This is a genomic window from Cytobacillus firmus, assembly GCF_023657595.1.
GTDB classification, from domain to species: Bacteria; Bacillota; Bacilli; order Bacillales; family Cytobacillaceae; genus Cytobacillus; species Cytobacillus firmus_B.
Window position 1 is genome coordinate 726,097 of record NZ_CP098323.1, and the last position, 15,346, is coordinate 741,442.

The window sequence follows — 15,346 nt, forward strand, 5'->3', positions numbered from 1 at the left end:
ATTTATGACTTTTTTAGGAGGTAGGATTATGCATACAATCATCAGTGTACGCCCTTAATAAGGGGGACGTACACTTCTTTTAGCCGCCGTACTTTTTGGAGGCTGCGATCATGAAACCAATCTATTATTTATATGCGAAAGCATTTTCTGATTTTAGTTCACGCATGCAATTCATCGGTTTGACGAGCGCATTGTTAATAAGTGAACATCCTGAATTGTATTTGATGCTCTTTTATTTAGGCAGACAAATTGGCGGAATTTTGGTCAGTTACCTGGCGGGTGTTGTTGCCGACCGTTATTCAAGGCGCCGAACGATGATACTTTCAGAACTTGCAAGCGGATTCGCTCTGTCCAGTTTGATTTTCATTGAACATCCAGTGTTTATTGTGGTTATTGCTTTTTTCCTTGGCATCACATATACATTTTTTGATGTCAGTTTTCGGGCATCGATCCCATCGATGTTTGGGGAAGAGCGCATATCAGAAATTAATACGCTTCTTGTGCGCCTTGGAGCAATAATGAGTATCATTGGTTTTGCCGCTGGAGGCTTAATTTCAGCTTTTTCTTCCTATAAATATTTAATAATGTTTGACAGTGCGATCTATCTTGGGTCCGCCTTGATTTTGTTAAAGGTTCACTGGAAGGAACAAACGAACCCGATGCAGACCGATCAGCCGAAGCTTACTGTCAGTCACGTCTTGAAATCACGGATTTATCGATTTTTACTGGCGATTGGATTTGTTTACCCGCTTGCAGCTGCTTCTTATCAATATGCCCTTCCGCTTTTGGCTTCTGTCAAGGAACATGGGGACTTATATAATGGTTTGATGTGGTCAACTGTCGCAGCAGGCTCCTTTCTATGTTCATTGATTCTAAGGAAACAGTTTGTAAACGAGAAACGCTATATTGTCAGTCTGCTATTGTTTGCAGTGTTGGTGTCGATGGCATTCATGTATGAGCTGGCGCCCGTCACGTTTCTTATCCTATTGCTTGCAGGGGCTGCAGAAGCAATGGTGCAAGTGTGTCACTATACGCTCCTTCAGCGCAGTGACGAACGTGTTCGCGGCCGCTTGTTTGGTCTTAACACGCTTGCAGTAAGAGGCGGATTTTTAGCAGGATTTGGAGGAGCGCCACTGCTTGCAGATGTCATTTCATTGCCTCATAGTGTATGGGCCATTCAATCCATACTGGTGATGTGCTGTGTTGTTCATTTGTGGAGAAAATACTACTCTCGCAATAAAGCGGAGTGGTCATAATTCGTCCAAATGACCTCATCTGACCAAACAAAAATGGATTGTCATCCAGACAATCCATTTCTGCTTTATTTCTTCATTTCAACAGTTTCATTAATATCAGCCGATTTAGAGTTTTGCCCTGTCATGCGTTTAAAGAGAAATGCTGCTTTTTTCGTGAAATTGCCAGTCTCCCAATATTCGGCCGCTTCCGCTTTTACCTTTATAAGGACAACGTTAGGATCATCATAAGATGTCTGCATAATTTCTTCATATGCTTTGCTCCACAATTCTTTTTTCTTTTCTAAATCCTCAACGATTTCCGCTTTTCCGCGGACGGAAACATAGGAGTTGCCTGCATAAGACACATTAACATCTTGATCATGAAGAATTTCCTCATACTTTGCAGTCTCTTTTTTCGTGAAAAACCATAAGTCACCATCAAATTCTACTTCTTGTGTTTTCATTGGACGGGACACAAGTCCTTCCTCCGTAACCGTGGTCAGCATGGCCGTGTCAATGTCTTTGATTAACTCTCGCAGTGTTTCTATTTCTTCTTGATTGATCATGTTAGACATTTCCATCACCTCGTAAAAGTTTTATAGAGTTATATTACCCTTTAAACAAGCTTTTATTCAGGTATATCCCAATCAAACTTTTTAAGGGCGGGATGTCCAAGATGCTCAGTCATGCCGGGGGTGTGAAAAATGGGAATAAACGACGGTATAAACTGGCATTTTGTTAAACAGTCGAGTAAACGAGTGTATTCAAAAAAAGCTGAAGTTTTAGGACAAAGACTGATGGAATCAGGCGGGCAAATAGGTTCGAATAGGGGACAGAATCATCTGTGATCAGCCGCATTTTTTTATTCTTTTTAACGTATAGGGGCAGGTTAATCGAGCAAGGAAGTCAAATAACTAGTGTACATACTTACTAAAAAGTCTGGAGGAGTTACAGGTGGTTTTCGGTTCCTTATTATTTTCTATCCTTCTTTGGGTTATTGGGCTATTTATTCTGTATATCGTCATTTCTGCAGCAGTCAGGGATGGAATTAACAAGTCTGTTGCTGGTCAGTTTCTTGAAAATAAGTACGGGATTAAAAAGGATAAGGATTCCTTTCTTGATCGTGACTTAGATAATGACAAATAAGTCTTTTATGCCCTCTATTTAAAAGAACGTGATATATAATAAAAGATACTATTCAGAATAGAAGGAGAAGAAAATGCACGCATTAATAATAGGAGCAACTGGAGCAACAGGCAAGGACCTGCTGGATTTGCTGCTGGAAGATGAGTACTTTCATCAGATAGATGTTTTTGTCAGGCGGGATCTTCCTATCCAGCATGAGAAATTAAAAGATCATGTGATTGACTTTGATCAATCTGAACAATGGAAGCATTCAGTGAAAGGCGATGTCTTGTTTTCTTGTTTGGGAACGACCTTAAAAGCTGCGGGAAGTAAAGAAGCGCAATGGAAAATCGATTACGACTACCAATACCAGTTTGCCAAGATAGCCAGAGAAAACCATGTCAGTCATTATGTTTTGGTATCTTCAGGGGGCTCGTCTCCTAATTCTCCCTTATTTTATCCAAGGATGAAGGGGCAGCTGGAAGAATCGGTAAAAGATTTAGGGTTTCCTGGCGTGACAATTATTAAGCCGCCTGTGCTGGTAAGAAAAAATAGTGATAGAACCATGGAGGTTGCCGGAATGAAAGCCGTACAGTTTTTTAATAAATTCGGACTGCTTCGTTCTCAGGAACCGCTGCCGACAGAAATATTGGCTCAAGCCATGATCCAATCCGTGAAACCGCCAAGAAGCGGCATTTTTACGCTTGAAGGTGAAGATATTCGGGAATGTGCGAGGGGCAATGATTAATAAACTCATGGCTGGGGTTCAGCTCGCCAAATATGGAACAATCCGATTTAGACACTAATAACTTTGGCAAAAAAGCCAAAGTTATTTTTTATGGATGCAATGAACAGGTTTTATGGTCAAGGTACTGGAAAAAAGGGAGAAAGTATGGGAGCGCGATAGGAAAAAGAGAGAGTTTACTTTAATTTCTGAAGTAATACAGGTAAAGAGCTTACCAAACAAGAACAGCTAAAACACCTGCTTTAATATGGAAATTATTGGACGAATGAGCTATCATATCATTAAACAGGTAATAAAGGAGAAGAAAATATGGCAGCCGACATTCAAAAGGGATCCCGTATTGATTTAACAAAAACAAGGCCAGACTTATCGCAGCTTGCTATTCGGATCAACTGGGAAAGTCCTGATTCTTATGATATAGATGCAGCTGTATTCATGGCTGATCAAAATGGACATTGCCCTGATGATTCCTCCATGATTTTTTATGGCAATAGTGTTTCAACAGATCAATCTGTACAGCATTCTGTGGTTGCAGAGACGGGCAGAAGCACAGAAATATTTCACATTAATTTGCCTTTAATAACACCTTCTATCGAAAAGCTTGTTTTTACACTGACCATCTATGAAGGTGATAAAAAGAATCAGACTTTCTCAGAAATGAACAATGCTTCTATTTTATTCAGCAATGCAGCAACGGGGGAAGAACTGCTTACATATAAGCTGGGGTCTTTTACGATTGAAAACACTTTAGTATTGGGTGAGTTATATAATAGAAACGGAGATTGGAAGTTTTCAGCCAATACCGGAGGTTTTTCCGGCGGACTTGCTGCACTGTGCAATCATTTTGGCATTGAAGTGGAAGAAGAGCAGGAGAGCGGCGCTTTTGAGGCGGCACCTGCGCTTGAAATAGAAAGTCCTATTTTACAAGAGACTGCAGTAAAACCCGAACCGCCTATTGTGCCCGAGCCAGCTGCTCAGCAGCAGCCGATTAAGCTTGGAAAAATCACATTGGATAAGCCCGGAGAAGGGGTTTCACTCAGAAAGGCAGCCAAAATTGAAAATGTTAAAGTCAGGCTTAAATGGACAAAGGGGGTTGATTTGGATCTGCACGCTTTTTATAAAACCAAAACAGGCCAGTTTGGACATATTTATTTTGGCAATAAGGGCGGGTTCCATGTCTCTCCATTTATTAAGCTTGATCGAGACTCTGGTGTCGGAAACACGTCTGGTAACAATGCTGAAAACCTGACAATCAAAACACTGAAGGATTTGGACTCAGTCATCATTGCCACGAATATCTTCCGGTTTCTCGGCTTCATCTCCAAAGGGGAGAACTTTGCCAGATACGATGGCCGCGTCCTCGTCAAAACCGGCAACGGAGATGATATAGAAGTTCCGTTAACTTCAAAAGTAAAAGGCAGATGGTGCATCATCTGTAAAATAGACAATACAGATGCAACAGATCCAAAGGTTCTGAATATCAACCGGGTACAGTCCAATAAACCGGATATTAGAGATTTGTGATGAATAGATTTATAGCATAGATTTTGCAATGTGCCGATATTGAAGTTGACGGTTATTGTATAAAAGAGGTCAATCAGGGGATTTGCCTCTGAAAAGGAGGAAATAGTTATGCTGTTTATGCTGATAGTCAAAGCTTCAAAGAATTCCGAAGCCGGAAAGCTCCCAAGCCCTGAGCTCATGGAAGCCATGACGAAGTACAATGAAGAATTAGTTAAGGCGGGCGTGCGGGTTATGGCTAAAGGACTTCATCCAAGTTCAAATGGAATTCGCATTTCCTATCCGAGACCAGGGGAAAAGCCTGTGGTTACGGAAGGCCCATTTACTGAATCCAAAGATCTGACTGCCGGGTTCATTCTGATTGATGTGAATTCGAGGGAAGAAGCGATCGAGTGGGCCATGCAGATGCCGGATCCTCAAGGACATGGGGAAGGGCAGATTGAATTGCGGCAAGTGTTTTAGGCGCTGGAGCTTTCCGGGGATCTGGTGTACTCTTCTACTATTTATTTAGAAGAAAAGGGTGAATCCGCACATCTGCTGCAGATTCACCTTTTGGTTATTCAACGATATTTTTTTCAATGACAAGTGACAGGCTTTCAGCCATCTCCTGATAAGTGGCATCATTTGGATGGAAGATGTCACTGGAAAGATCGCGTTTGGCATCTGTGACCAGATTGAAAGTATCTACTATTTGAACTCTGTATTTCAAGCCTAATGTCCGGGCAGATTCATTCCATTTTTGGATGACGGAATCAAATGAATCCCCATTGGGCGATTGCTTGAAAGGATTGTAAAGTCCCATATAGACGATAACGGCATTCGGATTGGTTTCGCGAATGCTTTTGAATGTCTTCTCCAGATTCGGAATTTCGGTGTTCACGATGCCCAGTGCGGTTTCCTCTGAATATTTCTCCAGGATCTCCCCGCTATTAAAAAGGTTATTGCCACCAATGGTGATGGAGATTATTTTGGCTTCTTTAAGCGATCTCTGGACTTCCTTTTGTTCCAGCTGTGTCAGCAAATCCTCCATTCTGGCGCCGCGCACTCCAAGGTTTTGAAAGCGATCAACCATCTTCTTTTCTTTCAGCTCTTTTCCAGCAAGCGAGACAAAACCCTCTCCTTTTGAGGAACCGACACCCCTTGTTAATGAATCTCCAAGGGCGACATAGGCATCGCCAGGTGTGGCAGGTTTATCTTCTGTTTTCTCTAAAATTTTTCCTCGGGGCGGGCTGGTAACATCCATATAGGCACTGGCAAGTCCATATCCAAACAGAACTGTCAGAGCAAGGGATAGGGTGAAAAATAACGGCCACATCCATTTTTTCATGTTTTGACCTCTCCTTCTAAAGTGATTGTACCAATTTTTTTCTCAAATGGAGTACTCAAAAGAGTTAATGTTCGAAAATTTAGTTAGAATAGAACAGGGGTGATGCTATGAGTGTAAAACCAACAGTACAATTAGAAAATGTAACGAAAATCATTGGAAAGAAAACGATTATTAATAATATATCATTTGACATTTATCCAGGCGAAGTCTTTGGATTCCTCGGTCCGAATGGCGCCGGGAAAACCACTACGATCCGGATGCTTGTCGGGCTCATTAAGCCAACGTCCGGAAAGATTCACATCTGCGGATTCGATGTGAGAAAGCAATTCGTTCAGGCGATGCAGCGCCTTGGTTCCATCGTCGAAAATCCGGAGCTGTATAAGTATTTAAGCGGCCGTGAAAATCTGCAGATGTTTGCCCGGATGCTGGCAGATGTAGATGAAGAACGGATACAGGAGGTCATTGATCTGGTCGATCTGACTGCGCGAATTGATGATCAGGTGCGGACCTATTCTTTAGGGATGCGGCAGCGGCTTGGAATCGCACAGGCATTGTTGGGCCGGCCGGATGTGCTGATACTGGATGAACCCACGAATGGACTGGACCCGATGGGAATCAAGGATCTTCGCCAATTTATCAGAAATCTGGTCGATGAAACGGGTCTTTCGGTTCTCGTATCCAGCCATATTTTAAGTGAAATCGAGTTGCTGGCAGATCGAGTGGCTATTATGAGCCATGGAGAAATCGTAAAGGTCGGCAGTGTGAGCGATCTGGTTGGTGCACTGTCCTCCGGTGTGGACTGGAGAGTCAGTGATTCTTTCCGTGCGCTTGATATTTTACAGGAGTCCCCGCATGTCCAGGCGGCAGAACTGTACGATGACCATACGATACATACGCTGATGGATGAAAGCAAAACCTCAATCCTGAATGAAGCCCTAATGAAAGCGGGCATTGATGTATGGACGATTGAAAGGAAAGTGCAGACCTTGGAGGATCTATTTATCAGTTTGACAGGAGGCGATCATATTGTCTAATCCGAATATGGTTGGCCTGATTCGCAATGAAGTGATGAAGATTGCTTCCAAAAAACGCCTCGCGGTTGTCGGCGTTATATTAGTCATTCTGGTGTCGATGTTTACATACGCCCAATACCGGGAGATACAGGAGAAAATCGAAAAGCAGGGCACTCTGGACTGGCGGGTGGAGCTTCAGCAGGAAATTGTCGACCGGCAAAATCGGCTGGCATCGAGCGGAATTCAGGACGAGTTCAGACAGTTCCTCGAATTTGATCTGAAGCAAAAGCAGTATTATCTGGACAACGATATCAACCCGAACTATCCTGGAGCCCCTACGTTTATCCGCATCTTTTTATCGCAGGGAGTCACACTTGTCCTGCCGTTATTCATTATCATTATCATGGCAGACATTGTGAGCGGGGAATACAATGATGGCACGATCAAAACATTACTGTCCCGGCCGGTTAAGCGGTGGCGGATCCTGATGGCAAAATGGCTGACGGTGCTGCTGTATACCTCCATGCTAATGGCGGTTACGGTGATCGTCTGTTATGGGGTTTCAGGGATCGTCCTCGGATATGACGGCTGGACGGCCCCTATTTTAACAGGCTTTCAAGCTTCTGCTTCCGGTGAGTTTTCAACGGAATACATCCATACCCTGCCGATGTGGGAATACCTGCTGATGTCAGCCGGGCTTGCGTGGGTGGTAACAGCGGTCGTTGGAACAATAAGCCTGATGATCTCCGTCCTGGTGAAAAATACAGCAACGGGGATTGGGGCCATGATGGCTGTGTTAATCGCAGGCACTCTGCTGTCTTCCATCGGCTCAAGCTGGACGAGCTCCAAATACCTGGTGAACTTGAACTTTGATCTCATTAACTACCTGGAAGGCCAGGCTCCACCGATTGAAGGGATGTCCCTGCCGTTTTCACTGACGGTGCTTGGGGTTTGGACGGCAGGCTGCCTGGCTGTGGCTTTTTGGAATTTTACTCAGAAGGATATGTATTAAAATTGGTTAATTAACTGCTTTAGACAAGAGTACTAATTATTAAAATGAGCCCTCATATTTTGAGGGCTTTATACTTGTGTTCCAGGCATGGCAACTAATTAATTCCAAAAATCCAAAATCCATTTTTTTAAATCTACAATCCGCAGCTGATCGATACTTTTATTGGTTCCTGTAACAATGATGGGGACTAGTGAATCCTCTTTATGCATTGAACCATGGGCACCGCCGCCGGAATGTTCAGGTGAACTTTCTCCAATGAATTCAAATCCGGGTTTTGCATCAACAACAATAAATTCACCTTCCTGAGACTGCATAGCTCCATATAACCTTGCTAATCCATCAGGATAATCCTCATAATGAATATTCTTGTCCTTTAAGGATAAATCGAGAATGGAGGTATTCCCTTTTATAGTCCAGGCTTGATTGTAAATATCCTTATAGGTTCCACCTGGTTTAAAAATAAAGGATCCCTTATGATCTCCAGATATCACATGTATCATCTCTTTTTCTTTCCATGCAATCCAGGCAATCCGAGGGTCAGTTTGCAATTTTCCTGCGATATTTTTTACAGAAACACTCTCGTTAATTTTATAGATATAGGCCATCCGTTCATTTGCTGTAATGACAATTTCATCGTCTTTTGAAACAGGCTTCCCGAGCTTTAAAATTCTGTATTTAGAAAGGTTTTCTTGTAAATCTATTAGCGCTTCTTTTTTTCGTTCATTGACAGACGACTGATTACTGTCTCCAATGATAACCCAAATGTTGTTATTTAGGGCATCTTCCCATTTTGGAAAAATATTTAGGACCTCCTGGAGATGTTTATCAAGTTTTTCAATTCCTTTTGTTGTATCTGGCCCTTTCCTATGTACAGTAAAGTCATTTTCTGAGATGTACAGGATTGTAAATTCAGGAAGAATATTTTTTTCCAAAAGATATTTTAATTCTTGAACCGCGAAGGCATCATTAAGTCCTATACGATTGACAATGTGATTATTCTTTGTGTTCTGGCGTATAAATGCACCTAAAGACAGTATTTTTGGTCCAAGTGTTTCATATTCCTCAGGCAGATTGCTCACTTTTGTTATCAACTTTGGAACTTTAAGGGTATGATGATAATTTCCCCGATAAATAAATGCGTTAATGGATGCTGAATCTTTTTTCATATTGTATAAATCTTCATGTATAGATCTTACATTTGGACTGAGATCTACATTATTATATTGATGCATGATATTATCAGCAAATCCGGAAACCCCGAGTTTCATAATTTCAAACATACCATTTCCATAAGTGTTGATTTGCTTCTCATTATTATCAAACCAAACAAGTCCAGGAATCTTACTTTGATCCGGGTAAGCACCAGTTATTAGAGAGCTGTCGATTGTAACCGACATGGTTGGATAGGAACTTACTAAATTTTTACTATATTGACCGTGTTTTAAAAAGAAGGCAAGAGCAGGAGCTTTCTTCTCCTGGATAGCCTTCTTTAACGGCTCATTCATAAGTGAATCAATAACAAGAAGTATAATTTTAGGTGAAGACTGACTTTCTGTTTGAATAACAGATACTTTCATTTCCTGTTCATCTGCTTTATTTCCACAGCTGGTGCAGCCTATTACAAGAATAGATATGCTAATAATAAGAAGCAAACGAGTCAATAAAATTCACCTGCTCTTTGAAATAGTTCTAATTAGGATTTTGACCTCTGTTATTTTATTAATTATCAATCGAAATAAGGCTTGAAGTATGATGTGACGTAAGAAAGGAGAGGACAGGACAGCAAAGATAGTCCCTCCTTTATTCTGCAAAATTATCTGGCTCAGCCGCATGAAATTTGGAAACGCAGAAAAAGAATGGACTAACGGCATGATTACTTAAAGAAGGACTGCAAAAGCGGCCACCTTGACAAAGTTTCAATATACGTTTACAAGTGGAAGGCCAAATGCCCGCTTTGGAATGAGAGGTATCTCCCAAGTAAAATTTATAAAATACGAGGTTTAGTCTGATCGACCATTATAGCGCCGTTATCTTGAGTAACAAACCGAATCTCGTAATTTTCATTTACAAGACTGTATATATTGAGCAACACTGATAGGAAAAGTGTATTTCGAGTGAAATAAACCAATGACATTACTATTGTTTAAAAAATAAGCCCTCCCTTTGGCAAGAGTGGGGCTTATTTTGTTAGAACTAGCTTTCTGGGTTTACATCATTTTCGTCTACTCCATCACCGTCTGGATCTTCGAATGGCTCTTCTATGTCTTCCTCAAGTTCTTCCCCGGGGTTATTCCCTGTATCTGGATCCTGTTCTTCTTCAGGAGCTGGATTCGGCTCTGTTTGCTCTTCATGATCTCCATTTTGATCTACTTCAGGAGGAGGCGGTTCTTGATCACCATTAAAGTTACAACCAACTAACATAGAAGAAAGGAATATACCCGATAGTATGAGAAGCAGTTTTTTACCCATGTTCAATCCCCCTTTCTTACTCTAAATTAGATCTTTAAGAACTTGGCTTATTTTTTCCACATGCCAATAAATTATGAGGATTTTTTCAACAAAAAGTTAGAGAAGTTTTACTCATTAAGGATTATTCTTGAAAAACCCTAAATAATTTAAGTATAGAATTTCTGAAGTAAGTAAAACAAAAATAAAGACACCCCCAAATTAAAATTTGAAGGTATCCAACTTAGAAAGGAGCATGAATAAAATGCTTTCATGCATAAGTAAGTTGCCCATTTAGGGTTTAATATATTCTAATATTTATTGGAATCTGTTTCTAATTTAATGTCTATCTCATCTCAACATACAAATTGACGGAGATTTTTTTAGGCTATAATCTCTCTCCCGAAACATAATTCCGGTAATGAATGATCCTTATAAAGTCGGCTCTTTTTGGACAAAAGGGAGATTAGTTAAATAAGAATGAAACCTTCAGTTGATATTCCGTAAAAAATATATAGATTATTAATTTGGGGGAAGGTAAATGATTCAAAAATGGTTGGGTAATCAATTAAAACAACCTAAGGGACCATTATCTAAATGGATTGGACTATATATGCAAAGAGGTAACAATTCAATAAATTGCTGGACTGCTGATTTAATAGAAATTAAAGAGAATGATGTACTTTTAGAGGTCGGAATTGGCAATGGGTCTACTATAAATCGCATTGTTAATAATACAAAAGTTGGCAAAGTTTTCGGAATAGATTTATCTAAAGAAATGATTAAGGAAGCAGAAAAACTAAATAAGAAACAAATAGAAGATGGAATTGTTGAACTTCATAAAGGAAACATTATCTCCCTGCCTTACACTGATTCTATCTTTGATAAGGTTTTTTCAATTCATACTTTCTATTTTTGGCCTGACATTAATCAAGGATGTTCAGTGGTTCACAGAGTTTTAAAACCAGGTGGAAAACTATTGGCTTAAAGCTCACACTTACAGGTTAAGCCGTCTTCATTTTTCATATAGGACTCGAACTGGTCCGGATCTTTCCAGGTAAAGTTAAGCTTTTCTTAAGCTTGGTGACTTTACAGCCTCTGGAGTGCAAGGAAATAGAAACAAAGAATCATATAGAAACCCGATTTATAAAGAGTCTGCTTAACTTGTGCGTGTGTTGTACTCCTTTAATATCGATGTGACGATGTGCCTGGAATCCCACTCGCCGCGTGAAAATTTTACGATCAGGTATTTTTTTGGAAACAGCTTTTGACAGATCTCGTCAGCGGGATTCCCTTCTTTATACAAAGAGAGTACTTCATCCCGGATGGACAGCAAATAGTCCAGTTTTCGCTGGAGGGCTGTGCGTCCATTTTCTACAAAGCCTGCGTGGCTGCAGAATACATCTTCAAAGTCATAGGTTAGAACGCGTTCAAGGGAGCGGATAATTTCCGGAATGCTTTCTTCTGCTAAAGCCACCTTGGTCTTCTCACTGACAAATAAATCCCCCGTAAACAGCTGGCCGGTTTCCCTGTTTAAAAAGGCTTTATGATCGAAAGCATGGCCGGGAGTGTCGAATACATCCCATAGTGCTTTTCGGGAGGAAAAGGAATCCGGCATCGCCTGGGCGTGATATGGCTTCCTTTTGCCCCAAAAAAACTGTCTGTATAAGGGGTAATCAGCCCTCTTTTCACAGGAAGGAATGGATGTTTTGTTTAGATAGATAGGGAGTTTCTTCGTTTTTTCAGCATATGCCGCACAGCCGGAATGGTCTTCATGAAAATGGGTGATCATGATCTGATCATAGTCTGCTTCATCCATGAAGGGTTCAAAAAATTTATGGAGAGACTGTGCCCCAGTGTCGATTAAGACTCCATCCGTTAAATAGCTGTGCACGTTTAAGGAAACACCCTGAAACTTTATTTGGGCCATTCAGATAGGAAACGCCGTTTTTCTCTCCAGCTGATGCTTTCTTTTTAACCAGCAAACCTGCTCAGCTCCTTTTTTCTGTGCCGTCTATTTTCCCTTAATACAATCTGTTCTTATAACTTTCCTGAAGATCCTTCGCCACTTGTTCAGCGGTTTGATTCGGCAGGTTTGTATGGGCTGCCAGCATAGCAGGGGCGGAAGGAAGGGATTCTTTCGCAGGCCATGACTCCCCGTTCCATAATCCCGATCGGATCAATGCTTTTGCACAATGGATAAAGCATTCCTCTGCTTCTACTAAAATGCCAAATAACGGAGTGCGTCCATTGGCTATACTCATTTCTAAGAGCTCCGGGTCACGGCATATGTATGCTTTACCATTAATTCTTAGCGTTTCACCAAGCCCTGGTATGAGAAAAAGAAGACCAATATTGGGGTTTTCGATAAGATTATGTGCGGTATCCATTCTTCGATTCCCCGGCCGTTCCGGAATAAATAGATGCTGCTTATCAAGAATTGTCACAAACCCGGGGGAATCCCCCCTTGGAGAAACATCACATTTCCCGGCTGCATTTGAAGTGGACATCGTTAAAAAAGGCGACTTGGAAATAAAGTCAATGCAGTGCTCATCGATGAAAGAGATGACTTTGCCGGCGGCACGCGCACTGGGCTGGCCGATTTCCTCCCGAAAAAACGCAAATTCTTCTTTTGTGGTTATGATATTTTTAAATGTATTCATGAGTATCTCCTTTTCATCTAAGCTATTTTTCTATCTCCGCTGATGTCTTTACAAGCCGGAACACAACATAATAGATTCCGCTAAGTCCGGCTATCCCCAGCACGATAAGGAAAGGCATTTTTTCGGCAAATAGGATTCCAATCACAAATAGCGCAAGGCAAATGAGGATGGCAAACAGGCTTAGAAATATTCTTTTATTCTTACTCAATATTTTCACCGCTTTCCTTTTAAAATGGGGCAAATACTTAAATGGAGGTAGTGGTATGGACTTTGCTGCGGACGTATTCTGGCTGGTTTTCGTTATTCTTTCTTTATGTTTATTCCTATTTGTTGTTATTAAACAGCACGAAATCAAGAAAGAGCAGGAATATATCATAAAGCTGAATCATGAGATTCTGGATCGCCTTAGGGATCCTAAGTAATATGTTAACATAAATATCCAATTAAAGGGTGTTTTGGTAAAAGGAATCTGCAGAGGTAGGGGATTTTGCAAATAGACTGAGAGGATTTGCAAATAGAACGCTGATCCTGCAAATAGAAAAGCTTTTTTTGCAAACAGAATATCAATCTGCAAATAGATGGAGAGGACTTGCAATTAGAAAGGCTGATTCTGCAAATAGAATTTTAAAACTTGCAAATAGACCACCAGCCCATCTGCTGCTGTCTGCCTTTTTTAGCAGTGCCCTTTAAATAGTATGGGAAACCCGGCTTCCTTGGTGGAGCCGGGTTTTCTTTTTGGCAGACTGCTGGCCGGGGGGGGGGGAAGGGATCTGTAAATAGAACGCTGAATTTGCAAATAGGAAAGCTTTTTTTGCAAATTGAATATCAATCTGCAAATAGATGGAGTGGACCTGCAAATAGAGCAGCTGAATTTGCAAATAGGAAAGCTTTTTCTGCAAATTGAATATCAATCTGCAAATAGATGGAGTGGACCTGCAAATAGAGCAGCTGAATTTGCAAATAGGAAAGCTTTTTCTGCAAATTGAATATCAGTCTGCAAATAGATGGATAGGACCTGCAAATAGAACGCTGATTTTGCAAATAGAACGATTAATCTGCAAATAGAATCTAAAAAATTGTAAATAGACCATCCCATATGCTGCAGACTGGTCGGTTTTTTTGCTGAGATGGATTCCTGTAGAAACTTTAAACATGGTGATATGTATATTTAAAGTATACGAATTTAAAGGAAGGAGATAGTAAGTAAAAAAGAAGGGATTGTCATGAAAAAAATTAAACCCATTAAATTAAGTTCTCATAATCTGGATAGCACAGAAAAATTAACATCAGCCGAAATGGGCAAGCTTTGGGCTACATATATGGGAAACAGTATGGCATCATGTTTTTTAAAGTATTTTCTGCAGCATGTTGAAGATAAGGACATTAAAAGCTTATTGGAAAATGCCTTGCAGCTATCAGAAGAATTTATGGAGACCATTAAAGGTATTTTCAAGAAAGAGGGGTTTCCCATTCCTAATGGTTTTACAGAAGAGGATGTAAATTTAGGTGCTCCCAGACTGTTTATGGATGAATTTTACGTCCACTATTTAAAGTATACGGCAAAAGCAGGATTGAGTATTTATAGCATTGCCCTCCCTCTAATGTACAGAAAAGACGTAAAAGAATTTTTTAGGTATTCCATGGATTCCGCCATGGATTTAATGGAGCAGATTAAAGAGATATTAATACATAAAGGGCTAATCATTAAACCTCCGTTGATTCCAGTTCCTGAAAAAGTGGAAATTGTGCATAAGGATTTTTTGAACGGCTACCTTGGAGATAAACGCCCATTGCATGCAATGGAAATCACTCATTTTTACGATAATATTGAAAATAATGTAACAAGTAAAGCACTTATCATGGCATTTGCCCAAGTGGCAAAGGATGAAAAGATACGCAAATTGTTTGAGCGGGGAAAAGAAATTACCACAACGAATATTGAAAGTTATAGGCAAAAACTGCATGAAGAAGATTTGCCTTCTCCACCTTATCTGGATGACTTAATAACCAATTCCACTTTCCCACCTTTTTCTGATAAAATCATGCTCTTCCATAAGATGGATATGTTTTCAATAAAACTTAGAGCCTTCGGAAATTCAGTGGCAGTCAATGGCCGCCGCGATGTAGGGATGGTTTATTTAAAGGCAACAATGAAAAATTCACATTTTGTTCAGAGTGCTGCAAAAATCATGCTTGAGAGAGGCTGGTTTGAACAGCCTCCAACGGCTGCTGATAGAGATTGATGGTATTTTTGCCTTTA

The 15,346-nt window shown here is 40.6% G+C and carries 17 protein-coding genes; 10 read left to right on the top strand and 7 right to left on the bottom strand.

The window, feature by feature from the left end; all coding sequences use genetic code 11:
- Nucleotides 1-110: 110 nt before the first annotated feature.
- Nucleotides 111-1,256: an MFS transporter gene (locus NAF01_RS03920; RefSeq protein WP_250801814.1), complete on the top strand. Its 1,146-nt coding sequence runs from the start codon at nucleotides 111-113 to the stop codon at nucleotides 1,254-1,256.
- Between the two features lie 65 nt (nucleotides 1,257-1,321).
- Here NAF01_RS03920 and NAF01_RS03925 read toward each other — a convergent pair whose 3' ends face one another.
- Nucleotides 1,322-1,810 carry a pyridoxamine 5'-phosphate oxidase family protein gene (locus tag NAF01_RS03925; RefSeq protein ID WP_250801815.1) on the bottom strand — a complete coding sequence of 163 codons (489 nt, stop codon included), beginning with the start codon at nucleotides 1,808-1,810 and terminating at the stop codon, nucleotides 1,322-1,324.
- A gap of 379 nt (nucleotides 1,811-2,189) precedes the next feature.
- On the opposite strand from NAF01_RS03925, the gene NAF01_RS03930 reads away from it, so the two are divergent.
- From NAF01_RS03930 to NAF01_RS03945, 4 genes are all read left to right on the top strand, one after another.
- A complete protein-coding gene (locus NAF01_RS03930) occupies nucleotides 2,190-2,381 on the top strand; it encodes a hypothetical protein (RefSeq protein ID WP_174752232.1) in 192 nt (63 codons plus the stop codon).
- A 73-nt stretch (nucleotides 2,382-2,454) separates the two neighbouring features.
- The gene (locus tag NAF01_RS03935) at nucleotides 2,455-3,108 is read left to right on the top strand and encodes an NAD(P)H-binding protein (protein WP_250801816.1); all 654 of its coding nucleotides are present in this window, start codon (nucleotides 2,455-2,457) and stop codon (nucleotides 3,106-3,108) included.
- Between the two features lie 306 nt (nucleotides 3,109-3,414).
- Entirely contained in the window at nucleotides 3,415-4,629 is a 1,215-nt protein-coding gene (locus NAF01_RS03940) for a TerD family protein (RefSeq protein ID WP_250801817.1), read from the top strand.
- 108 nt (nucleotides 4,630-4,737) lie between these two features.
- Nucleotides 4,738-5,088 (top strand): YciI family protein, encoded by a 351-nt coding sequence (locus tag NAF01_RS03945; RefSeq protein ID WP_197248875.1) that lies wholly within the window; start codon nucleotides 4,738-4,740, stop codon nucleotides 5,086-5,088.
- A gap of 94 nt (nucleotides 5,089-5,182) precedes the next feature.
- Here NAF01_RS03945 and NAF01_RS03950 read toward each other — a convergent pair whose 3' ends face one another.
- Nucleotides 5,183-5,953 carry an SGNH/GDSL hydrolase family protein gene (locus NAF01_RS03950; protein ID WP_197248876.1) on the bottom strand — a complete coding sequence of 257 codons (771 nt, stop codon included), beginning with the start codon at nucleotides 5,951-5,953 and terminating at the stop codon, nucleotides 5,183-5,185.
- A 107-nt stretch (nucleotides 5,954-6,060) separates the two neighbouring features.
- On the opposite strand from NAF01_RS03950, the gene NAF01_RS03955 reads away from it, so the two are divergent.
- Both NAF01_RS03955 and NAF01_RS03960 read left to right on the top strand, forming a co-directional pair.
- Complete coding sequence (locus tag NAF01_RS03955; protein ID WP_197248877.1) at nucleotides 6,061-6,987, top strand: ABC transporter ATP-binding protein; 927 nt, start codon at nucleotides 6,061-6,063, stop codon at nucleotides 6,985-6,987.
- Complete coding sequence (locus tag NAF01_RS03960; protein ID WP_250801818.1) at nucleotides 6,980-7,978, top strand: ABC transporter permease; 999 nt, start codon at nucleotides 6,980-6,982, stop codon at nucleotides 7,976-7,978. The genes NAF01_RS03955 and NAF01_RS03960 overlap by 8 nt, the downstream gene beginning before the upstream one ends.
- A gap of 98 nt (nucleotides 7,979-8,076) precedes the next feature.
- Here NAF01_RS03960 and NAF01_RS03965 read toward each other — a convergent pair whose 3' ends face one another.
- On the bottom strand, nucleotides 8,077-9,639 hold the full coding sequence (locus tag NAF01_RS03965; protein ID WP_197248879.1) for an alkaline phosphatase family protein: 1,563 nt from the start codon (nucleotides 9,637-9,639) through the stop codon (nucleotides 8,077-8,079).
- A 532-nt stretch (nucleotides 9,640-10,171) separates the two neighbouring features.
- Nucleotides 10,172-10,447: a hypothetical protein gene (locus tag NAF01_RS03970; protein WP_197205857.1), complete on the bottom strand. Its 276-nt coding sequence runs from the start codon at nucleotides 10,445-10,447 to the stop codon at nucleotides 10,172-10,174.
- A gap of 517 nt (nucleotides 10,448-10,964) precedes the next feature.
- Here NAF01_RS03970 and NAF01_RS03975 point away from each other — a divergent pair.
- Nucleotides 10,965-11,411, top strand: coding sequence for a class I SAM-dependent methyltransferase (locus tag NAF01_RS03975; protein ID WP_226619566.1), 447 nt, complete (start codon nucleotides 10,965-10,967; stop codon nucleotides 11,409-11,411).
- 171 nt (nucleotides 11,412-11,582) lie between these two features.
- On the opposite strand, the gene NAF01_RS03980 is transcribed toward NAF01_RS03975, so the two are convergent.
- The 3 genes from NAF01_RS03980 to NAF01_RS03990 all read right to left on the bottom strand — a co-directional run bounded on the left by NAF01_RS03980 (nucleotide 11,583) and on the right by NAF01_RS03990 (nucleotide 13,294).
- Complete coding sequence (locus NAF01_RS03980) at nucleotides 11,583-12,317, bottom strand: MBL fold metallo-hydrolase (protein WP_250801819.1); 735 nt, start codon at nucleotides 12,315-12,317, stop codon at nucleotides 11,583-11,585.
- Between the two features lie 130 nt (nucleotides 12,318-12,447).
- On the bottom strand, nucleotides 12,448-13,086 hold the full coding sequence (locus tag NAF01_RS03985) for a pyridoxamine 5'-phosphate oxidase family protein (RefSeq protein WP_250801820.1): 639 nt from the start codon (nucleotides 13,084-13,086) through the stop codon (nucleotides 12,448-12,450).
- Nucleotides 13,087-13,108: 22 nt separating this feature from the next.
- Entirely contained in the window at nucleotides 13,109-13,294 is a 186-nt protein-coding gene (locus NAF01_RS03990; protein WP_197248887.1) for a hypothetical protein, read from the bottom strand.
- A 55-nt stretch (nucleotides 13,295-13,349) separates the two neighbouring features.
- Between NAF01_RS03990 and NAF01_RS03995 the strand changes: the two genes are divergently transcribed.
- Together NAF01_RS03995 and NAF01_RS04000 are read left to right on the top strand one after the other, a co-directional pair.
- Entirely contained in the window at nucleotides 13,350-13,508 is a 159-nt protein-coding gene (locus NAF01_RS03995) for a hypothetical protein (protein WP_197248888.1), read from the top strand.
- 801 nt (nucleotides 13,509-14,309) lie between these two features.
- A complete protein-coding gene (locus NAF01_RS04000) occupies nucleotides 14,310-15,329 on the top strand; it encodes a DUF3231 family protein (protein WP_250801821.1) in 1,020 nt (339 codons plus the stop codon).
- The last annotated feature ends 17 nt before the right edge of the window (nucleotides 15,330-15,346 follow it).